Below are 15,182 nucleotides of genomic sequence, written 5' to 3'. Positions count from 1 at the left end.
ACCTCCTTAAAGTCCGTGATGTGGTAATAGGGTCTCTTATTTTATTTACCCTCCCACTCATTTCCTGTTCCCCTTTTAATTGAGAACAAGAATAACAAAAGAATCTTAGCATGAATTTGTGAAAAAAGCAAGCCTTGATTCTTGAAAATACCTTACTCCGCAGAACTTGTCTATGCTGCTGTCATATTCCTGCTGGTTTGAAAAACTTATGAAAGCTTGTCTACTTGGGAGAAATCCAGTTCAACTGGTGTCTCTCTTCCAAACATATTCACATGTACTTTCAGTTTTTGCTTATCTGTATCAATTTGTTCAATCGTTCCTGTGAAATCTGCAAATGGACCGTCTGTGACACGAACACTTTCTTTAATCTCAAAGTCAACTTGAACAGTTGGTTCGCTGACACCCATTCTTTTCAGCACAACGTCTACTTCATCCGGCAATATCGGTGTCGGCTTTGCGCCGTGTCCGCTGGAGCCTACAAATCCGGTAACGCCAGGAGTGTTTCGTACCACGTACCACGAGTCGTCTGTCATCACCATTTCTGTTAAAACATAGCCCGGGAAAGATTTTTTCTTTACCATTTTTTTCTTGCCGTCTTTAATTTCTGCTTCTTCATCTTCCGGAACAATTACACGGAATATTTTATCTTCCATACCCATGGACTCTACTCTTTTTTCAAGGTTCATTTTCACTTTGTTCTCATAGCCGGAATACGTGTGAACCACATACCAATTCTTTTCCATTTATATCGGACAATAGCTGTCCTGTCCCCTCCTCTTCATGAATAAACGATAGCTTTTTTATCCAATTTAAAAAACCCGCATAAATCGGGTTTTCACTGACTTTTTCTTCTTTTCATTATACCTGCATTATAAAGGAATTATTCAAAAAATGCACCTAAAAATTCTGATATACCTAAATCAACAACGAAAAAGAATATTGCCATAAAGATAACTGTAGAAATTACCACAAAGGTATAGTTTCTTAGTTCTTTCCCTTTTGGCCAGCTTACTTTCTTCATTTCATTGGAAACATTTTTTAAGAACTTAAACATTTTATCTCTTTCCCCCCGAACTTACGCGAATCTATCCATCAATCTATATCTACTTGGTCTCACGGTGCAGCGTATGTGTTTGGCAATGTTTACAGAACTTGTTCACTTCTAATCTCTGCGATTGATTGGCTGCGTTTTTGTTCGTTGAATAGTTCCTGCTAGAACATACTGCACATGATAAGACAATCTTTTTACTCATAACTTCCACCCCCATACATAGGGACATAGACTATATTAACATAGCACTTCGCTATCATTATGTCAATGTTATGACTCGTTTCAAAAGCATGACATTCTCTTCCGTTTCTATACAGGATGAGATAAAATGTTTGTTTAAAAGCATTTACTACGCTGCTGGCGCTGCACTTTATTATAAAATAAACATTTTATTTTGTTAGATGTAAAGGGAGGTGATCCGATTATTTCACATATATATTTCTTTCATTTACTCTCTAAAATCTACAGGCAGATAACAGCTTTTTAAATGGTAACCCCATCCTCTTCAAGCAGGATTTCTAATTTTCGTTTTACCCGTACTAAAGCGTTATCAATTGATTTTACATGGCGATTTAATTGTTCGGCAATTTCTTGATAGGTACAGCCGTCCAAATATAGCTGCAGCACCTGTTTTTCCAATCCGCTCAATAATTCTGATAATTTAAACTCCATTGCTCCATACGCTTCCCGATTAATAAGCGTCTCCTCCGGGTCGCTGTCCTCTGGACTGGATATGACATCCATCAATGTCCGGTCGGATTCTTCCTCATAGATTGGCTTATCTAAAGAAACATACGAATTTAAGGGGAGATGTTTTTGCCTTGTTGCTGTTTTAATCGCCGTAATAATTTGTCTGGTCACGCATAATTCTGCAAATGCTTTAAAAGAAGTTGGCTGCTCCAGATCAAAGTCGCGGATAGCCTTATATAATCCAATCATTCCCTCTTGAATAATATCTTCTTTGTCTGCGCCGACCAAAAAGTAGGTTCTTGCTTTTAACCGTACAAAATTTAAATACCGATGTATCAGGAGGTCCAATGCATAACTGTCACCTTGATCGATTAATCCCAGCAAATTAATATCTTCTAGCTTGTCCAGTTTCTTGCTGCGTGTATTGATTTGCCCACCATTCACCAACAATCCCCTCCTAAATCGATATCTCCAAATATATCCACGATAGGCACTATTATACTAGACGAGCCGAAATATCGTCAACGACCCTTTTATGACAGAAGCAGTCGTAATTTGTCGTTTTCGTGAAAATCACTAAGACTTTTCACCTAATGGATGAGTGTCTAAAAAAACGTGAACTGCTTACCTGCCATGCTCTCAAGCTGTATTTTTATTTCCTATCTAAAAATATTTTTCGTCAAAACCGTGTTTGTGCGGAGCGACATGGACAGGAACACTTCTCATGAACTGGCTGAGAGGCATTCCAGTCTATTATACTTTCCATGTATTACTCTATCTCCCGCGGCGCATCTCTTCAAACCGTTTTCGTAACTCTTGGTTTATTGGAATTTTAACAGCAGGCTTTTCTTTTTGGTGCACCTCAAGATTTATACGGATTTCCTGGTTCATATCATCCATCTCAATCTGCAGTTCTCTGGCAGACTTACGCAGCGCACCCTGCCCGAAAATAGTACGCTGCTCTGCATAATCGGACGTTGCAACATACACCTGCGTTTGGATATTTTTTACGGTTTTCACGAGTTTCTCGATACATTCATCTGCAGTTTCTTTTTCCTTTGTGTAGATTACTTCCACTTTATGTTTTTCTTCTTTCGATTCAATTCCCCGAACATAGTAAGCATCAAAGACGACAATCACGCGATCTCCGGTAAATGCCTGATACTCTGCAAGGAGTTCAATAAGCCGGTCTCTTGCCTGTCCAATATCTTTTTCCTTCAGCTGCTCAAGCTCCGGCCACGCACCGATGATATTATAGCCATCTACAATTAATACAACCATTTAAGCACTCCCCAGCGGCAGTCGCTTTCTGAGCACTTCATAAAGAAGTAAACTGCATGCAACAGAGGCATTTAGGGAGGATACTTGTCCAACCATCGGCAGGCTCACCGTCCAGTCACATTTCTTTCGCACGAGGCGGCTCATTCCTTTTCCTTCATTTCCAATAACTAATCCGAGAGGCAGCGTTCCATCCAGCTGCCGGTAATCTTCATCCGCATCCGCTTCCGTCCCAATAATCCATACATTTCTTTCCTTAAGCTCATCAATGGTATTCGCTATATTGGTCACTCTGGCTACAGGAATATGCTCTAACGCTCCTGCTGCTGTTTTCGCTACCGTTGCGGTTAAACCCACGGAACGATGCTTCGGGATAATTACTCCATGTGCCCCTGTTGCATCGGCTGTACGTAAAATAGATCCCAGATTATGCGGGTCCTCTAATTCATCCAGCAAAATAAAGAAAGGAGCCTCCTCTCTTTCCTCCGCTTTGGCAAAAAGGTCTTCCAGTGATGCATAGGGATAAGAGGCAACGGAAGCAATCACTCCCTGATGATTCCCCTCCTGCATTTTATCCAGCTTCGACCTCGGAGCCTTTTGAACCACTGCTCCTGCTTCGCGGGCAAGCTGCTGTATTTTATGCGCAGCCGCTCCCTGCAATTGTTCGGATATCCAAACCTTATTAACAGAACGGCCAGATTTCAATGCTTCGATTACGGGGTTCTTCCCCATAATCCATTCCTTTTCCTGCGTCATTTTAAGCACTCCCTTCTTCTAAAAAATCCATTGCTTGCGTCATCAATTCCTGCAGTCTCTGTTCATTTTTTAATAAATAGTGATAGCCAATCAATGCTTCAAACGCTGTACTATACCGATACGTCTGTACATTAATATTTTTAGGAATACTGCCTGATTTTGCATTTCTTCCCCGGATGACCACTCTGCTCTCTTCTTCCGTTAAAAAGGCATCCTGTTCCAGCCAATGGAGGATAACCTTTGCCTGTGACTTACCGGATACATAACGAATCGCTGCCTGATGTAGTTGATTTGGTTTAATGGTCCCCCGCTCTAATAATTGTTCGCGCACATACACCTCATAAATCGCATCGCCGATATAGGCTAAAGCGAGACTTTTCATTTGCCTGACGTCACTGGCTTTCATTATTTACCTCTTTTCCATCTTACTCCTTGTGGCGTATCCTCTAAGATAATCTGTTCCTGTTTCAATTGATCGCGTATTTCATCCGCACGGGCAAAATCACGATTTTTCCGGGCCTCATTTCGTTCTGCAATCAATGCTTCAATCGTTTCATCCAGTAATTCTTCCTGTTCATTTTCAATGTCAATTCCCAACACTCCAAGCATCGAAGCAAGGGCTTCACGGAAAGCATCAATGACTTCTTTAGCCGTTTGCTCCTCTTGGACATAGACATTCGCCTCTTTAGATAAATCAAATAGAATGGAAATTGCATTGGCTGTATTAAAGTCATCGTCCATCTCTGCTTCAAACCGTTTTGTACGCTCTTCAATACGGTCTACCCACTCCTTGTTATCTCCTCTTAAATCCATGCTTGTTTGGCGTCGATGCCCTAAATTATGATAAGCTGTTTCAATGCGTTCCAAACTTGTTTTTGCGCTTTGTAATAGCTCTTCTGTAAAGTTAATCGGATTGCGGTAGTGAACAGAAAGCATAAAGAAACGCAGCACTTTCGGGTCATGCATATTGATTAAATCACGTGCCAGCACAAAATTACCAAGTGACTTCGACATTTTTTCATTATCGATATTAATATAGCCGTTATGCATCCAATAGTTAGCAAAGGTAGTATCATTATGTGCTTCCGATTGTGCAATCTCATTCTCATGATGCGGAAAAGTTAAGTCCTGTCCCCCGGCATGAATATCAATGGTATCTCCTAAATGTTTCTTAGCCATTGCTGAGCATTCAATATGCCAGCCTGGACGTCCTTTGCCCCATGGCGCTTCCCACGCAATTTCTCCCTCTTTTGCTTCTTTCCATAAAGCAAAATCCAGCGGATCCTCTTTTTTCTCTCCGACTTGGATTCGTGCACCAGAACGTAATTCGTCAATAGACTGATGAGAAAGCTTTCCATACCCTTTAAAGGAACGCGGTTTGAAATAAACATCTCCTTCTGCTTCATAAGCATAGCCCTTGTCTATCAATTCTTTGATAAACGCTATAATTTCCTGCATCGAATCCATGACACGCGGATTTTTCGTTGCTTTTTTGACGCCTAATGCGCCCACGTCTTCTAAATACGCATCGATAAACCGGTCAGCCAATGCACCGACTTCCTCTTCTGCTTCCTTGGCTGCTTTAATAATTTTATCATCTACATCTGTAAAGTTGAGGACATAGTTGACCTCATATCCCCGATATTCAAAATACCTGCGAACCGTGTCGAATACAATTGCCGGACGTGCATTTCCGATATGGATATAGTTATATACCGTCGGACCGCATACGTACATAGACACTTTCCCAGACTCAATGGGTTTGAAATCTTCCTTCTGTCTCGTTAGCGTATTATATATTTGAATCGTCATGGTTGTTTATTCTCCCTTTCTTTAAAAGCTCCATTTCTGCTTTCAGTTCCTCGATTTGATCTTGCAGGCTTTTGCATTTTTCTGCAACTGGATCTGGAATATTTTGATGATCCAGATCTCTGTTCAGACGTATTCCATCTTGAACAACAACCTGCCCAGGAACACCGACGACCGTAGCGTTAGCAGGAACATTCTTTAATACCACTGAGCCTCCCCCGATTTTCGAGTTTTCTCCAATCGTAATGGCTCCAAGTACCTTTGCCCCTGTTGAAACCATCGCATTGTCTTCAATGGTAGGATGCCGTTTCCCTTGTTCTTTTCCCGTTCCGCCGAGTGTTACTCCTTGGAAAATAGTGACGTTATCACCTATTTCACAGGTCTCCCCGATAACCACGCCCATGCCATGGTCAATAAACAATCTTCTTCCTATTTTGGCTCCAGGATGAATTTCAATACCAGTTATAAAACGAGAGAATTGCGAAATAAAACGAGCCAAGAACTTCAGATTTTTGTTATACAGCCAATGTGCGATGCGATGCGCCCAAATCGCATGTACACCAGAGTAAGTTAACATAACTTCAAAATACGTGCGGGCGGCTGGATCCTGTTCAAAAACAACATCCATATCCTCCTTCATTTTCCGAAAGACCACTATATACAGTCCCTTCTGTTTAAATTAATTAGCAAAATCGATTACTGCCTAATAAAGTAAAAATGAATTTATCTTTTCTTTGATTAGATATAAAAAAAGCGTCTCTGTGTTATTGAAAACACAGAGACGCTTTTTAGCGCGGTTCCACTCTGTTTAGAGAAAAAAATATCTTTCTCCCCTTTGCTCTGTTAACGGCAGAGAACCGCTACCATGTACTTTATGTTCCACAATAGACTCTGAGGCGCACTTCAAAAAGAAATCTTAAAGTCACTCGCAGCAACTGTGACTCTCTCTGTGTAAGAAATTCATTTTTACTTTACCTCTTCAACGATTTAAATTTATTTGATTTTCATAGCTATCATAACATAGGCGAAACTTATAAAGATAATATATTATATTACACAAGAAATGTGAACTCTTAAGCTCCCATTTCCTTTAATAATTTATCAAGACGCTTCACGATAACATCTTTCCCCAGCAATTCGATAGCAAACGGAAGCTCTGGACCGTGCATTTGTCCTGTTGTTGCTACACGGATCGGCATAAAGAGTTTTTTACCGCGATGTCCTGTTTCTTTTTGGGTTGCTTTAAACTGCGCTTTAATCGAATCTTTATCAAACGACTCTAAATGAATTAATTTATCTGTGAACACTTGCAATACTTCAGGCACCTGCTCTTCTCCTAAAACTTCCCGTTCTGCTTCACCATAGGTAATATCCTCCTGGAAGAACAGCTCTGTCAATTCAACGATTTCTGCCCCGTAGCGCAATTGTTCACGATATAGACTAATTACATTTTCCGCCCATTCACGCGTCTTCTCATCCATATTCTCCGGAAGCTTGCCTGCTTTGATTAAATGCGGTAACGCTAGATCGATGACACGGCTTAAATCTGCTTTTTTAATATATTCATTGTTCATCCATTTCAATTTATGCTGGTCAAAAATAGCGGCAGACGTAGATAAACGCTCTGGATCAAATATATTAATCAGTTCATCCTGTGTAAACATCTCTTCTTCGCCAACTGGAGACCATCCAAGCAAGCTGATGAAGTTAAACATCGCTTCCGGCAAATAGCCTAAATTACGATATTGCTCAATAAACTGCAGAATGTGCTCATCACGTTTACTCAGCTTTTTACGCTCTTCATTCAGAATTAATGTCATATGCCCGTAACGCGGTGCTGGCCATCCAAACGCATCATATACCATCATTTGCTTGGGTGTATTGGAAATATGCTCTTCCCCGCGCAATACGTCGGTAATTTCCATCAAATGATCATCGATAGCTACAGCAAAATTATAGGTAGGAATTCCGTTTTTCTTTACAATGACCCAGTCGCCAAAATCACTGGACTCAAATGTGATTTCTCCGCGGACAATGTCTTGGAACGTGTATGTTTTATTTTCAGGAACACGAATACGGATACTTGGCGTTCTGCCCTCTGCTTCAAAGCCCTGAATTTCTTCCTCTGTTAAGTTGCTATGTTTTCCAGCGTATTTAGGGACTTGTCCATTTGCACGCTGCGCTTCCCGTTCTGCCTCTAACTCGTCCTCTGTCATATAGCATTTATAAGCTAAATCACGCTCAAGCAGTTCATCTACAAACTTCTGATAGATATCTAAGCGCTCTGTCTGGCGATAAGGACCATAATCACCGCCGATATCGGCACCTTCATCCCATTCTAAGCCGAGCCATTTTAAATATTTTAATTGACTCTCTTCGCCGCCCTCTACGTTTCTTTTATCATCTGTGTCTTCTGTGCGGATAATGAATTTCCCATCAAAATGTTTTGCATATAAATAATTAAATAAAGCCGTACGAGCGTTACCAATGTGTAAATGACCCGTTGGACTAGGTGCATAACGTACGCGAACTTCCTTACTCATTTAAAATGCCTCCTTCATTGTTTATATATCATCGCTGCCTGCCTTGTATCTATTCAAAAAATCTGATAGAAATTTTTTGAAATACCTATTATAAAAGGAATTTTCTCCCCCTTATCTTCATAAACAAGCTCTATACGAAAAGTGATAACATATATATGTTATCACTTTTTTTATCCTTTATCAGTTATACCCTTTTTACAACGCTTTTTCAAGTAATTTTGGTTTTGCAAAGATCATCCGTCCCGCAGAGGTTTGTAAAACACTCGTAATAACAACCTCAATATTTTTGCCGATATAATCTCTGCCTTCTTCCACCACAATCATCGTTCCATCATCTAAATAGGCAACACCTTGATTATGCTCTTTCCCGTCTTTGATGACCTGCACATGCAGCTCTTCCCCTGGAAGAACAACCGGCTTCACTGCATTGGCCAGATCATTAATATTTAAAACAGGCACTCCCTGGAAGTCACATACTTTATTTAAATTAAAATCGTTCGTAACTACAATGCCATCAATGACTTTTGCCAGTTTGATCAATTTGCTGTCTACTTCCGGAATATCCTCAAAATCGCCTTCATAAATTTCTACTTTTACAGCGAGCTCTTTCTGAATTCTGTTCAAAATATCCAAACCGCGTCTGCCGCGGTTTCGCTTCAGCGCATCTGATGAATCTGCAATATGCTGTAACTCACCAAGAACAAACTGTGGAATCACAATGGTTCCTTCTAAAAAGTTAGTCTGACAAATATCAGCTATTCGCCCATCAATAATCACACTTGTATCCAAAATTTTGGGACTTAAGCTTTGCGTACCCGCATCTGCGTCCTCTTCCTCGCCGCTGCGGCGCTTGTCCTTTTTCGCCGGTTTGAGTATATTCATAAATTCTTCACGCCGGCGAAAACCAACCTGGAATCCTAAATAACCAAGTATAATCATAATGAACAGCGGCAAGACCTGTGAGAAAATACGAATACTCATATCTTGAAACGGCATATTAACAAAGTAAGCTATAACTAGACCGACAATTAACCCGATACTGCCAAAAAATAAATCCATGGCTGGTAATTTGACCAGTGCATCTTCCACCCAACGAAAGAAATTTACAATATAGTTTACTAGTAAATAAGACAAGATAAAAAATATAATAGCTCCAACAATCATTCCCAAGATAGATGAAGTTAGCCAGCTTGATTCTGCAACATTTAACAGCTGGACGATTTCTGGAATATAAAGATATCCCATGGTACCTCCTAAAATAATAAAAAATAAGTGTACTACTTTTTTCATCAATTCCTTTCACCTCCTGACTCGTATTAGTAGTATTACCAAATGACATATAATATATGCTTATCTGCTCGGAATTCTTCTAAATTTTCATCCTCAAAAAAATCTATTGATGTAATCCGATTTCTAAAGCTTCCTGTACATTGGAAACACCAATTACTTCGATGCCGGCCGGATAATTCCAGCCGTCTAAATTATTTTTCGGGCAGATTACCCGTTTAAAACCCAGTTTCGCAGCCTCCTGCACCCGTTGTTCGATTCGGGAGACTCTGCGAATTTCTCCTGTTAAACCAACCTCACCGATAAAAATATCCTCTGGTTTGGTTGGATGATCGCGGAAACTCGATGCAATACTGACCGCCAGTGCTAAGTCAATCGCCGGTTCATCCAGCTTTACCCCGCCCGCTACTTTGATATAAGCATCCTGGTTTTGCAGCATCAGTCCAACGCGTTTTTCCAGCACAGCCATTAAAAGCGGCACGCGGTTATGGTCTACTCCCGTGGCTGTTCTGCGCGGGTTCCCGAAGCTTGTTGGAGAAATCAGCGCTTGAATCTCTACTAAAACAGGGCGTGTACCTTCCATTGATGCTACAACGGTCGAGCCGGCAGCTCCTTGGGATCTCTCTTCTAAAAAGATTTCAGACGGATTCATTACTTCACGTAATCCTTCCTCCTTCATCTCAAAAATCCCCATTTCATTCGTACTTCCAAAACGATTTTTTACACCTCTTAAAATACGATAGGTGTGATGACGTTCTCCTTCAAAATACAACACCGCATCCACCATATGCTCCAGTAAACGCGGACCGGCAATCGAACCTTCTTTGGTTACGTGCCCGACAATAAAAACAGGAATGCCTTTGGTCTTCGCAATTTTCATAAGCTCCATTGTACATTCTCTGACCTGTGACACGCTCCCAGGCGCGCTGGTTATCTCTTCTTTAAAAATGGTTTGAATGGAATCGACGACGACAAAGGAAGGATTGATTTCTTCTATCTGCCTGCTGATATCCATTAAATTCGTTTCTGATAATACATATAGTTCATCCGTTTTTATATCTAAACGATCTGCACGCAATTTGGTTTGCCTTGTGGATTCTTCACCAGATACGTAGAGAACCGGTAAAGCCTTCTCTGCCAGCTGTGCAGATATTTGCAACAGGAGTGTTGATTTTCCAATACCCGGATCTCCGCCAATTAAAACCAGTGACCCTAATACCACGCCCCCGCCTAATACACGGTTAAATTCCCGCATCTTCGTCGTAATGCGGGGTTCCTTCTTTGATTCGATGGAGGTAATCTTTTCGGGTTTTTGTGAGGAGGCTGCACCAGACGTGTATCCTGTCCTGCCTTTTACAGAAGCAGCTTCAATTTCTTCAACCATCGTATTCCATTGATGGCAAGCTGGACATTTCCCCATCCACTTAGCCGATTCATATCCACATTCCTGACAGACAAATTTTGTTTTCCTTTTTGCCAACGTTTCTAACCTCCTTCAAGTGAGATTCAAGCCTAGCGTCTTCTCTTGAACCACCCTTATTTATTATTATAGACTATTTCTGGTTTTCATAGGTTACAGAAAAGCATCAAATTCACAAAGAATCTTCCATACTTATGCCACAAGCATTTTTTGAGAAATGGAGAAAGCTAGAAGAACCGTGTTCTTCTAGCTTTCTGTACCTTACATCCTGTTTAAGAAAGGACAATAAATTCCCCTTTGCTGTTCAACCCTATTTTCACCTTTTGTTCCTTTTGAATGGTTCCCTTTAACAGCTCTTCTGATAATAAATTCTCGATATTACTTTGAATAGAGCGTCTCAGCGGACGGGCACCATATTCTGGATCAAAGCCTTCATTAGCAATTTTGTCAATTGCCTTATCTGTAAGGGAAAGGGTCAGCTCTTGCTCTTCCAGACGTTTTTGCAGCTGTTTAAGCATTAATGATGCAATATCTTTCATGTGTTTTCTCTCCAGGGAGTGGAACACAATGGTTTCATCAATACGATTTAGGAATTCAGGACGGAATGCTTTTTTCAATTCGTCCATCACCTTCGACTTCATATCTTCATGCTCTCTCTTCTCATCATTGTCCAGTGTGAAGCCGACATATTTATTACGTCTTAATTCACTTGCTCCGACATTAGAGGTCATGATAATAACCGTATTGCGGAAATCAACTACTCTTCCCTTTGAATCTGTTAAACGGCCATCTTCAAGGACCTGCAAGAGGATATTAAAGACTTCTGGATGTGCTTTTTCTACTTCATCCAACAGCACAACAGAATATGGTTTACGGCGAACACGTTCGGTTAATTGACCGCCCTCTTCATAGCCAACATAGCCTGGAGGCGAACCAACTAAACGGGACGTCGCATGTCTTTCCATGTACTCTGACATATCGATCCGGATCATCGCATCCTCATCCGCAAACATGACTTCAGCAAGCGCACGGGCAAGCTCCGTTTTCCCAATACCCGTCGGTCCAAGAAATATAAAGGAACCAATTGGACGCTTAGGGTCTTTTAACCCGGCACGGGCGCGGCGGATTGCTTTAGCTACAGCGTTCACTGCTTCCGATTGACCAATAACGCGATCATGAAGAATCTCTTCCATGTTCAGCAGACGGTCACTTTCATCTTTCGTCAATTTCGCAACAGGAACCCCTGTCCAGATAGATACCACTGCAGCGATGTCTTCCATCGTTACTTCCGAATCGGTCTGTCCTTGTTTTTCCTTCCATTCATCCTTTGTTTTCTCAAGCTTTTCACGGTAACGCTGTTCAGAGTCCCGCAAGGATGCTGCTTTTTCAAATTCCTGACTTTGGACAGCGGCGTCTTTTTCTTTCCTTACTTCTTCCAGCTTCTGTTCTAATTCTTTTAAATTTGGCGGAACCGTGTAAGAATTTAAACGTACTTTAGAACCAGCCTCATCGATTAAATCAATTGCCTTATCCGGCAGAAAACGATCTGTGATATATCGATCCGACAGAGATGCTGCTGCTTCAATTGCTTCATCTGTAATAGTCACACGGTGATGCGCTTCGTAGCGGTCTCTTAAACCTTTCAAGATTTGAATGGTTTCATCCAGGGTCGGCTCATCTACCTGAATTGGCTGGAAACGGCGCTCTAACGCAGCATCCTTTTCAATATATTTCCGGTATTCATCTAATGTCGTCGCGCCGATACATTGCAGCTCACCGCGGGCAAGGGACGGTTTTAGAATGTTTGACGCATCGATTGCACCTTCTGCTCCCCCGGCTCCGATCAGCGTATGGAGTTCATCGATAAATAAAATAACATTGCCGGATTGACGGATTTCTTCCATTACTTTTTTCAAACGGTCCTCAAATTCACCGCGATATTTTGTACCTGCAACAACAGTACCCATATCTAACGTCATCACACGTTTGTCACGTAGTGTTTCCGGTACTTCATTATCAATGATCTGCTGTGCCAGTCCTTCTGCAACAGCTGTCTTTCCGACACCAGGCTCCCCAATCAACACAGGGTTGTTTTTGGTACGGCGGCTCAATACTTGGATTACACGTTCAATTTCCTTAGAGCGTCCAATAACAGGATCGATTTTTCCTTCTTTCGCACTGACTGTTAAATCGCGGGCTAAAGAATCTAATGTAGGCGTGCTTGCGTTTGTTTGCTGTCCTGCACGGCCCTGACGGCCTGTCTGAGACTCATTGCTCCCTAACAGTTGAAGAACTTGCTGACGGGCCTTATTTAAGCTTACACCAAGATTATTTAAAACACGGGCAGCAACACCTTCCCCTTCACGGATTAGACCTAAAAGAATATGCTCTGTTCCCACATAGGAGTGGCCCAGTTTTCTTGCTTCGTCCTGAGATAATTCAACAACTTTTTTTGCTCTGGGCGTATAATGAATCGATTGAGAAGGCTGCTTGCCGACACCAATGAGCTTTTCCACTTCTTCTTGAATTTTAGCTACTTCCAGCCCAAGAGATTGCAATGCCTTGGCAGCTATGCCTTCTCCTTCACGTACTAAACCAAGAAGAATATGTTCTGTTCCAATATTATTATGGCCTAATCGTACGGCCTCATCTTGAGATAATGCCAATACCTTTTGTGCCCTCTCTGTAAAGCGACCAAACATCATATGTTTTTTCCTCCTATTTTTTCAAATTTAATCTTTCACGAATAATCGAAGCCCTGCGGATATCACGTTCATCTGAACGAAGTGCTTTATTCGCATAGTGCTGCAAGAATCCAGGCTGTGTTAAAACCATCAGTTCATTTAATATATTCTCGGAAATGTTTTCTATTATGCCTAAATCAATTCCCAAACGCAAATTAGAAATACAGGTAGCAGCCTCCTTCGAATCAATGATTCTGCTATTTTTTAACGTGCCATAGGAACGGAAGACACGATCCTCCAAGCTAATCTCAGATTGCTCGTAAATATACTGCCGTGCCATCCGCTCGTGCTCCACAAGCTGATTAACAATACTCTCCAGGTCTTCCACAATATCCTCTTCCGACTTGCCCAGTGTAATCTGATTCGATATTTGAAAGATATTCCCTCTTGCCTCGCTGCCTTCACCATATATCCCTCTGACAACCAGTCCCAATTGATTAATTGCAGGAATAAGCCGGTTGATTTGCTTTGTCAGTACAAGCGCAGGCAAATGCATCATAATCGAAGCCCGCATGCCTGTTCCAATATTGGTAGGACAGCTGGTCAGATAACCTTTTGTTTCATCAAATGCATAGTCAGCTTCTTCCTCCAGCCAATCATCTAAGTAGTACGCTTCCTCTAAAGCTTTTTTTAGCTGAAGCCCAGGATAATACACCTGAATACGCAAATGATCCTCTTCATTTACCATAATGGAAGTCTGCTCCTGTTCGGATAATAACACTGCAGCATGATCACTATGTTTGATTAAATGTGGACTTATTAAGTGTTTTTCCACCAGAACAAGTTTTTCAATCATATTTAATTGCTTCATTGGTATAAAAGATAGAGAATCCTGCTCCGAATCCTCTTCTTTTATATAATTTTTCTTTATAAATTGCAGTACCTCTTCCAACGCTTCCTTATTACCGGATGTCGGGTACAATTTATCCGCAAAGTTGCGGGCCAGACGGACACGGCTGCTCATTACAATGTCTTTATCCGGACCGTCCTCCAGCATCCACGGGCTAATCGCTTCATTGATAAATGATTCTAATGTCACGTGTTATCACCCGCTTCCTTATCTTGATGATTCGCTTTTTCCAGCTCTCTGATTTTATCGCGCAGAACCGCTGCTTTTTCAAATTCTTCATCTTCAATCAGCTGTTTTAATTCCTCTTTGTGGGAGGATATTAATTGCTTTTGCTGAATATACTTCCCGGCACGCTTTGGAATCCTGCCAGTATGTTTTGTATTCCCAGCATGCACACGCCGTAAGATAGGCTCTACCTTGGAATCAAAGGACGCATAACAATTTGCACATCCAAATTTCCCTGCTTTTTTAAATTCACTAAAGGTTCTCCCGCAAGAAGAACATTTCAGCTCCTGCGGCTGTTTAGGCTGATTGGAATTTGCTGTCCCTGCAGCGTTCAAAGGTATTCCATCTTTTTGAAAAAGCCCAGATAAAAGGTCATTTAATGAGAATCCTTCCTCCGGATAGGTTAAATAACCTTTTTTCTTTGCACATACTTCACAAAGGCTCACTTTCGTCTCTTGACCGTTTATAATATGCTTAAAATGCAGGGTCGCCTTTCTTTCATGGCATTCTTGGCATTCCATACGATTCC

Annotated in this window: 15 protein-coding genes and 1 other annotated feature; all 15 genes read right to left on the bottom strand. The window is 41.3% G+C overall.

Annotated features, from left to right (window positions below; translation table 11 throughout):
• Positions 1 to 206 precede the first annotated feature (206 nt).
• The 15 genes from nusG to MKX55_RS00525 all read right to left on the bottom strand — a co-directional run bounded on the left by nusG (position 207) and on the right by MKX55_RS00525 (position 15,174).
• Entirely contained in the window at positions 207 to 743 is a 537-nt protein-coding gene (gene nusG, locus MKX55_RS00595; RefSeq protein ID WP_042530745.1) for a transcription termination/antitermination protein NusG, read from the bottom strand.
• A gap of 137 nt (positions 744 to 880) precedes the next feature.
• Complete coding sequence (secE, locus tag MKX55_RS00590; RefSeq protein ID WP_339181382.1) at positions 881 to 1,054, bottom strand: preprotein translocase subunit SecE; 174 nt, start codon at positions 1,052 to 1,054, stop codon at positions 881 to 883.
• Between the two features lie 49 nt (positions 1,055 to 1,103).
• The gene (gene rpmG / locus MKX55_RS00585) at positions 1,104 to 1,268 is read right to left on the bottom strand and encodes a 50S ribosomal protein L33 (RefSeq protein WP_339181380.1); all 165 of its coding nucleotides are present in this window, start codon (positions 1,266 to 1,268) and stop codon (positions 1,104 to 1,106) included.
• 266 nt (positions 1,269 to 1,534) lie between these two features.
• The gene (gene sigH, locus MKX55_RS00580) at positions 1,535 to 2,188 is read right to left on the bottom strand and encodes an RNA polymerase sporulation sigma factor SigH (protein WP_339181378.1); all 654 of its coding nucleotides are present in this window, start codon (positions 2,186 to 2,188) and stop codon (positions 1,535 to 1,537) included.
• Between the two features lie 327 nt (positions 2,189 to 2,515).
• Positions 2,516 to 3,022, bottom strand: coding sequence for an NYN domain-containing protein (locus MKX55_RS00575; RefSeq protein WP_339181376.1), 507 nt, complete (start codon positions 3,020 to 3,022; stop codon positions 2,516 to 2,518).
• Positions 3,023 to 3,775 carry a 23S rRNA (guanosine(2251)-2'-O)-methyltransferase RlmB gene (rlmB, locus tag MKX55_RS00570; RefSeq protein ID WP_339181374.1) on the bottom strand — a complete coding sequence of 251 codons (753 nt, stop codon included), beginning with the start codon at positions 3,773 to 3,775 and terminating at the stop codon, positions 3,023 to 3,025.
• A gap of 1 nt (position 3,776) precedes the next feature.
• The gene (locus tag MKX55_RS00565) at positions 3,777 to 4,181 is read right to left on the bottom strand and encodes a Mini-ribonuclease 3 (protein WP_042530735.1); all 405 of its coding nucleotides are present in this window, start codon (positions 4,179 to 4,181) and stop codon (positions 3,777 to 3,779) included.
• Positions 4,181 to 5,587 carry a cysteine--tRNA ligase gene (gene cysS / locus MKX55_RS00560; protein ID WP_339181369.1) on the bottom strand — a complete coding sequence of 469 codons (1,407 nt, stop codon included), beginning with the start codon at positions 5,585 to 5,587 and terminating at the stop codon, positions 4,181 to 4,183. The genes MKX55_RS00565 and cysS overlap by 1 nt, the downstream gene beginning before the upstream one ends.
• Positions 5,568 to 6,212, bottom strand: coding sequence for a serine O-acetyltransferase (gene cysE / locus MKX55_RS00555; protein ID WP_339181366.1), 645 nt, complete (start codon positions 6,210 to 6,212; stop codon positions 5,568 to 5,570). The genes cysS and cysE overlap by 20 nt, the downstream gene beginning before the upstream one ends.
• Before the next feature lie 146 nt (positions 6,213 to 6,358).
• Positions 6,359 to 6,576, bottom strand: a binding site (T-box leader).
• 81 nt (positions 6,577 to 6,657) lie between these two features.
• On the bottom strand, positions 6,658 to 8,127 hold the full coding sequence (gene gltX, locus MKX55_RS00550) for a glutamate--tRNA ligase (RefSeq protein ID WP_339181365.1): 1,470 nt from the start codon (positions 8,125 to 8,127) through the stop codon (positions 6,658 to 6,660).
• A gap of 195 nt (positions 8,128 to 8,322) precedes the next feature.
• Positions 8,323 to 9,420 carry a PIN/TRAM domain-containing protein gene (locus tag MKX55_RS00545; RefSeq protein WP_339181363.1) on the bottom strand — a complete coding sequence of 366 codons (1,098 nt, stop codon included), beginning with the start codon at positions 9,418 to 9,420 and terminating at the stop codon, positions 8,323 to 8,325.
• A gap of 100 nt (positions 9,421 to 9,520) precedes the next feature.
• Positions 9,521 to 10,894: a DNA repair protein RadA gene (gene radA, locus MKX55_RS00540; protein WP_212928863.1), complete on the bottom strand. Its 1,374-nt coding sequence runs from the start codon at positions 10,892 to 10,894 to the stop codon at positions 9,521 to 9,523.
• A 212-nt stretch (positions 10,895 to 11,106) separates the two neighbouring features.
• Positions 11,107 to 13,539, bottom strand: a complete 2,433-nt coding sequence (gene clpC, locus MKX55_RS00535; RefSeq protein WP_339181359.1) for an ATP-dependent protease ATP-binding subunit ClpC — start codon at positions 13,537 to 13,539, stop codon at positions 11,107 to 11,109.
• Positions 13,540 to 13,552: 13 nt separating this feature from the next.
• Entirely contained in the window at positions 13,553 to 14,617 is a 1,065-nt protein-coding gene (locus tag MKX55_RS00530; protein ID WP_339181356.1) for a protein arginine kinase, read from the bottom strand.
• Positions 14,614 to 15,174 (bottom strand): UvrB/UvrC motif-containing protein, encoded by a 561-nt coding sequence (locus MKX55_RS00525; protein WP_042530721.1) that lies wholly within the window; start codon positions 15,172 to 15,174, stop codon positions 14,614 to 14,616. The genes MKX55_RS00530 and MKX55_RS00525 overlap by 4 nt, the downstream gene beginning before the upstream one ends.
• Between the last annotated feature and the right edge of the window lie 8 nt (positions 15,175 to 15,182).

The organism is Oceanobacillus sp. FSL W7-1281, assembly GCF_037969835.1.
Taxonomy (GTDB): domain Bacteria; phylum Bacillota; class Bacilli; order Bacillales; family Amphibacillaceae; genus Oceanobacillus; species Oceanobacillus oncorhynchi.
This window is presented reverse-complemented; position numbering and strand designations above follow the sequence as displayed.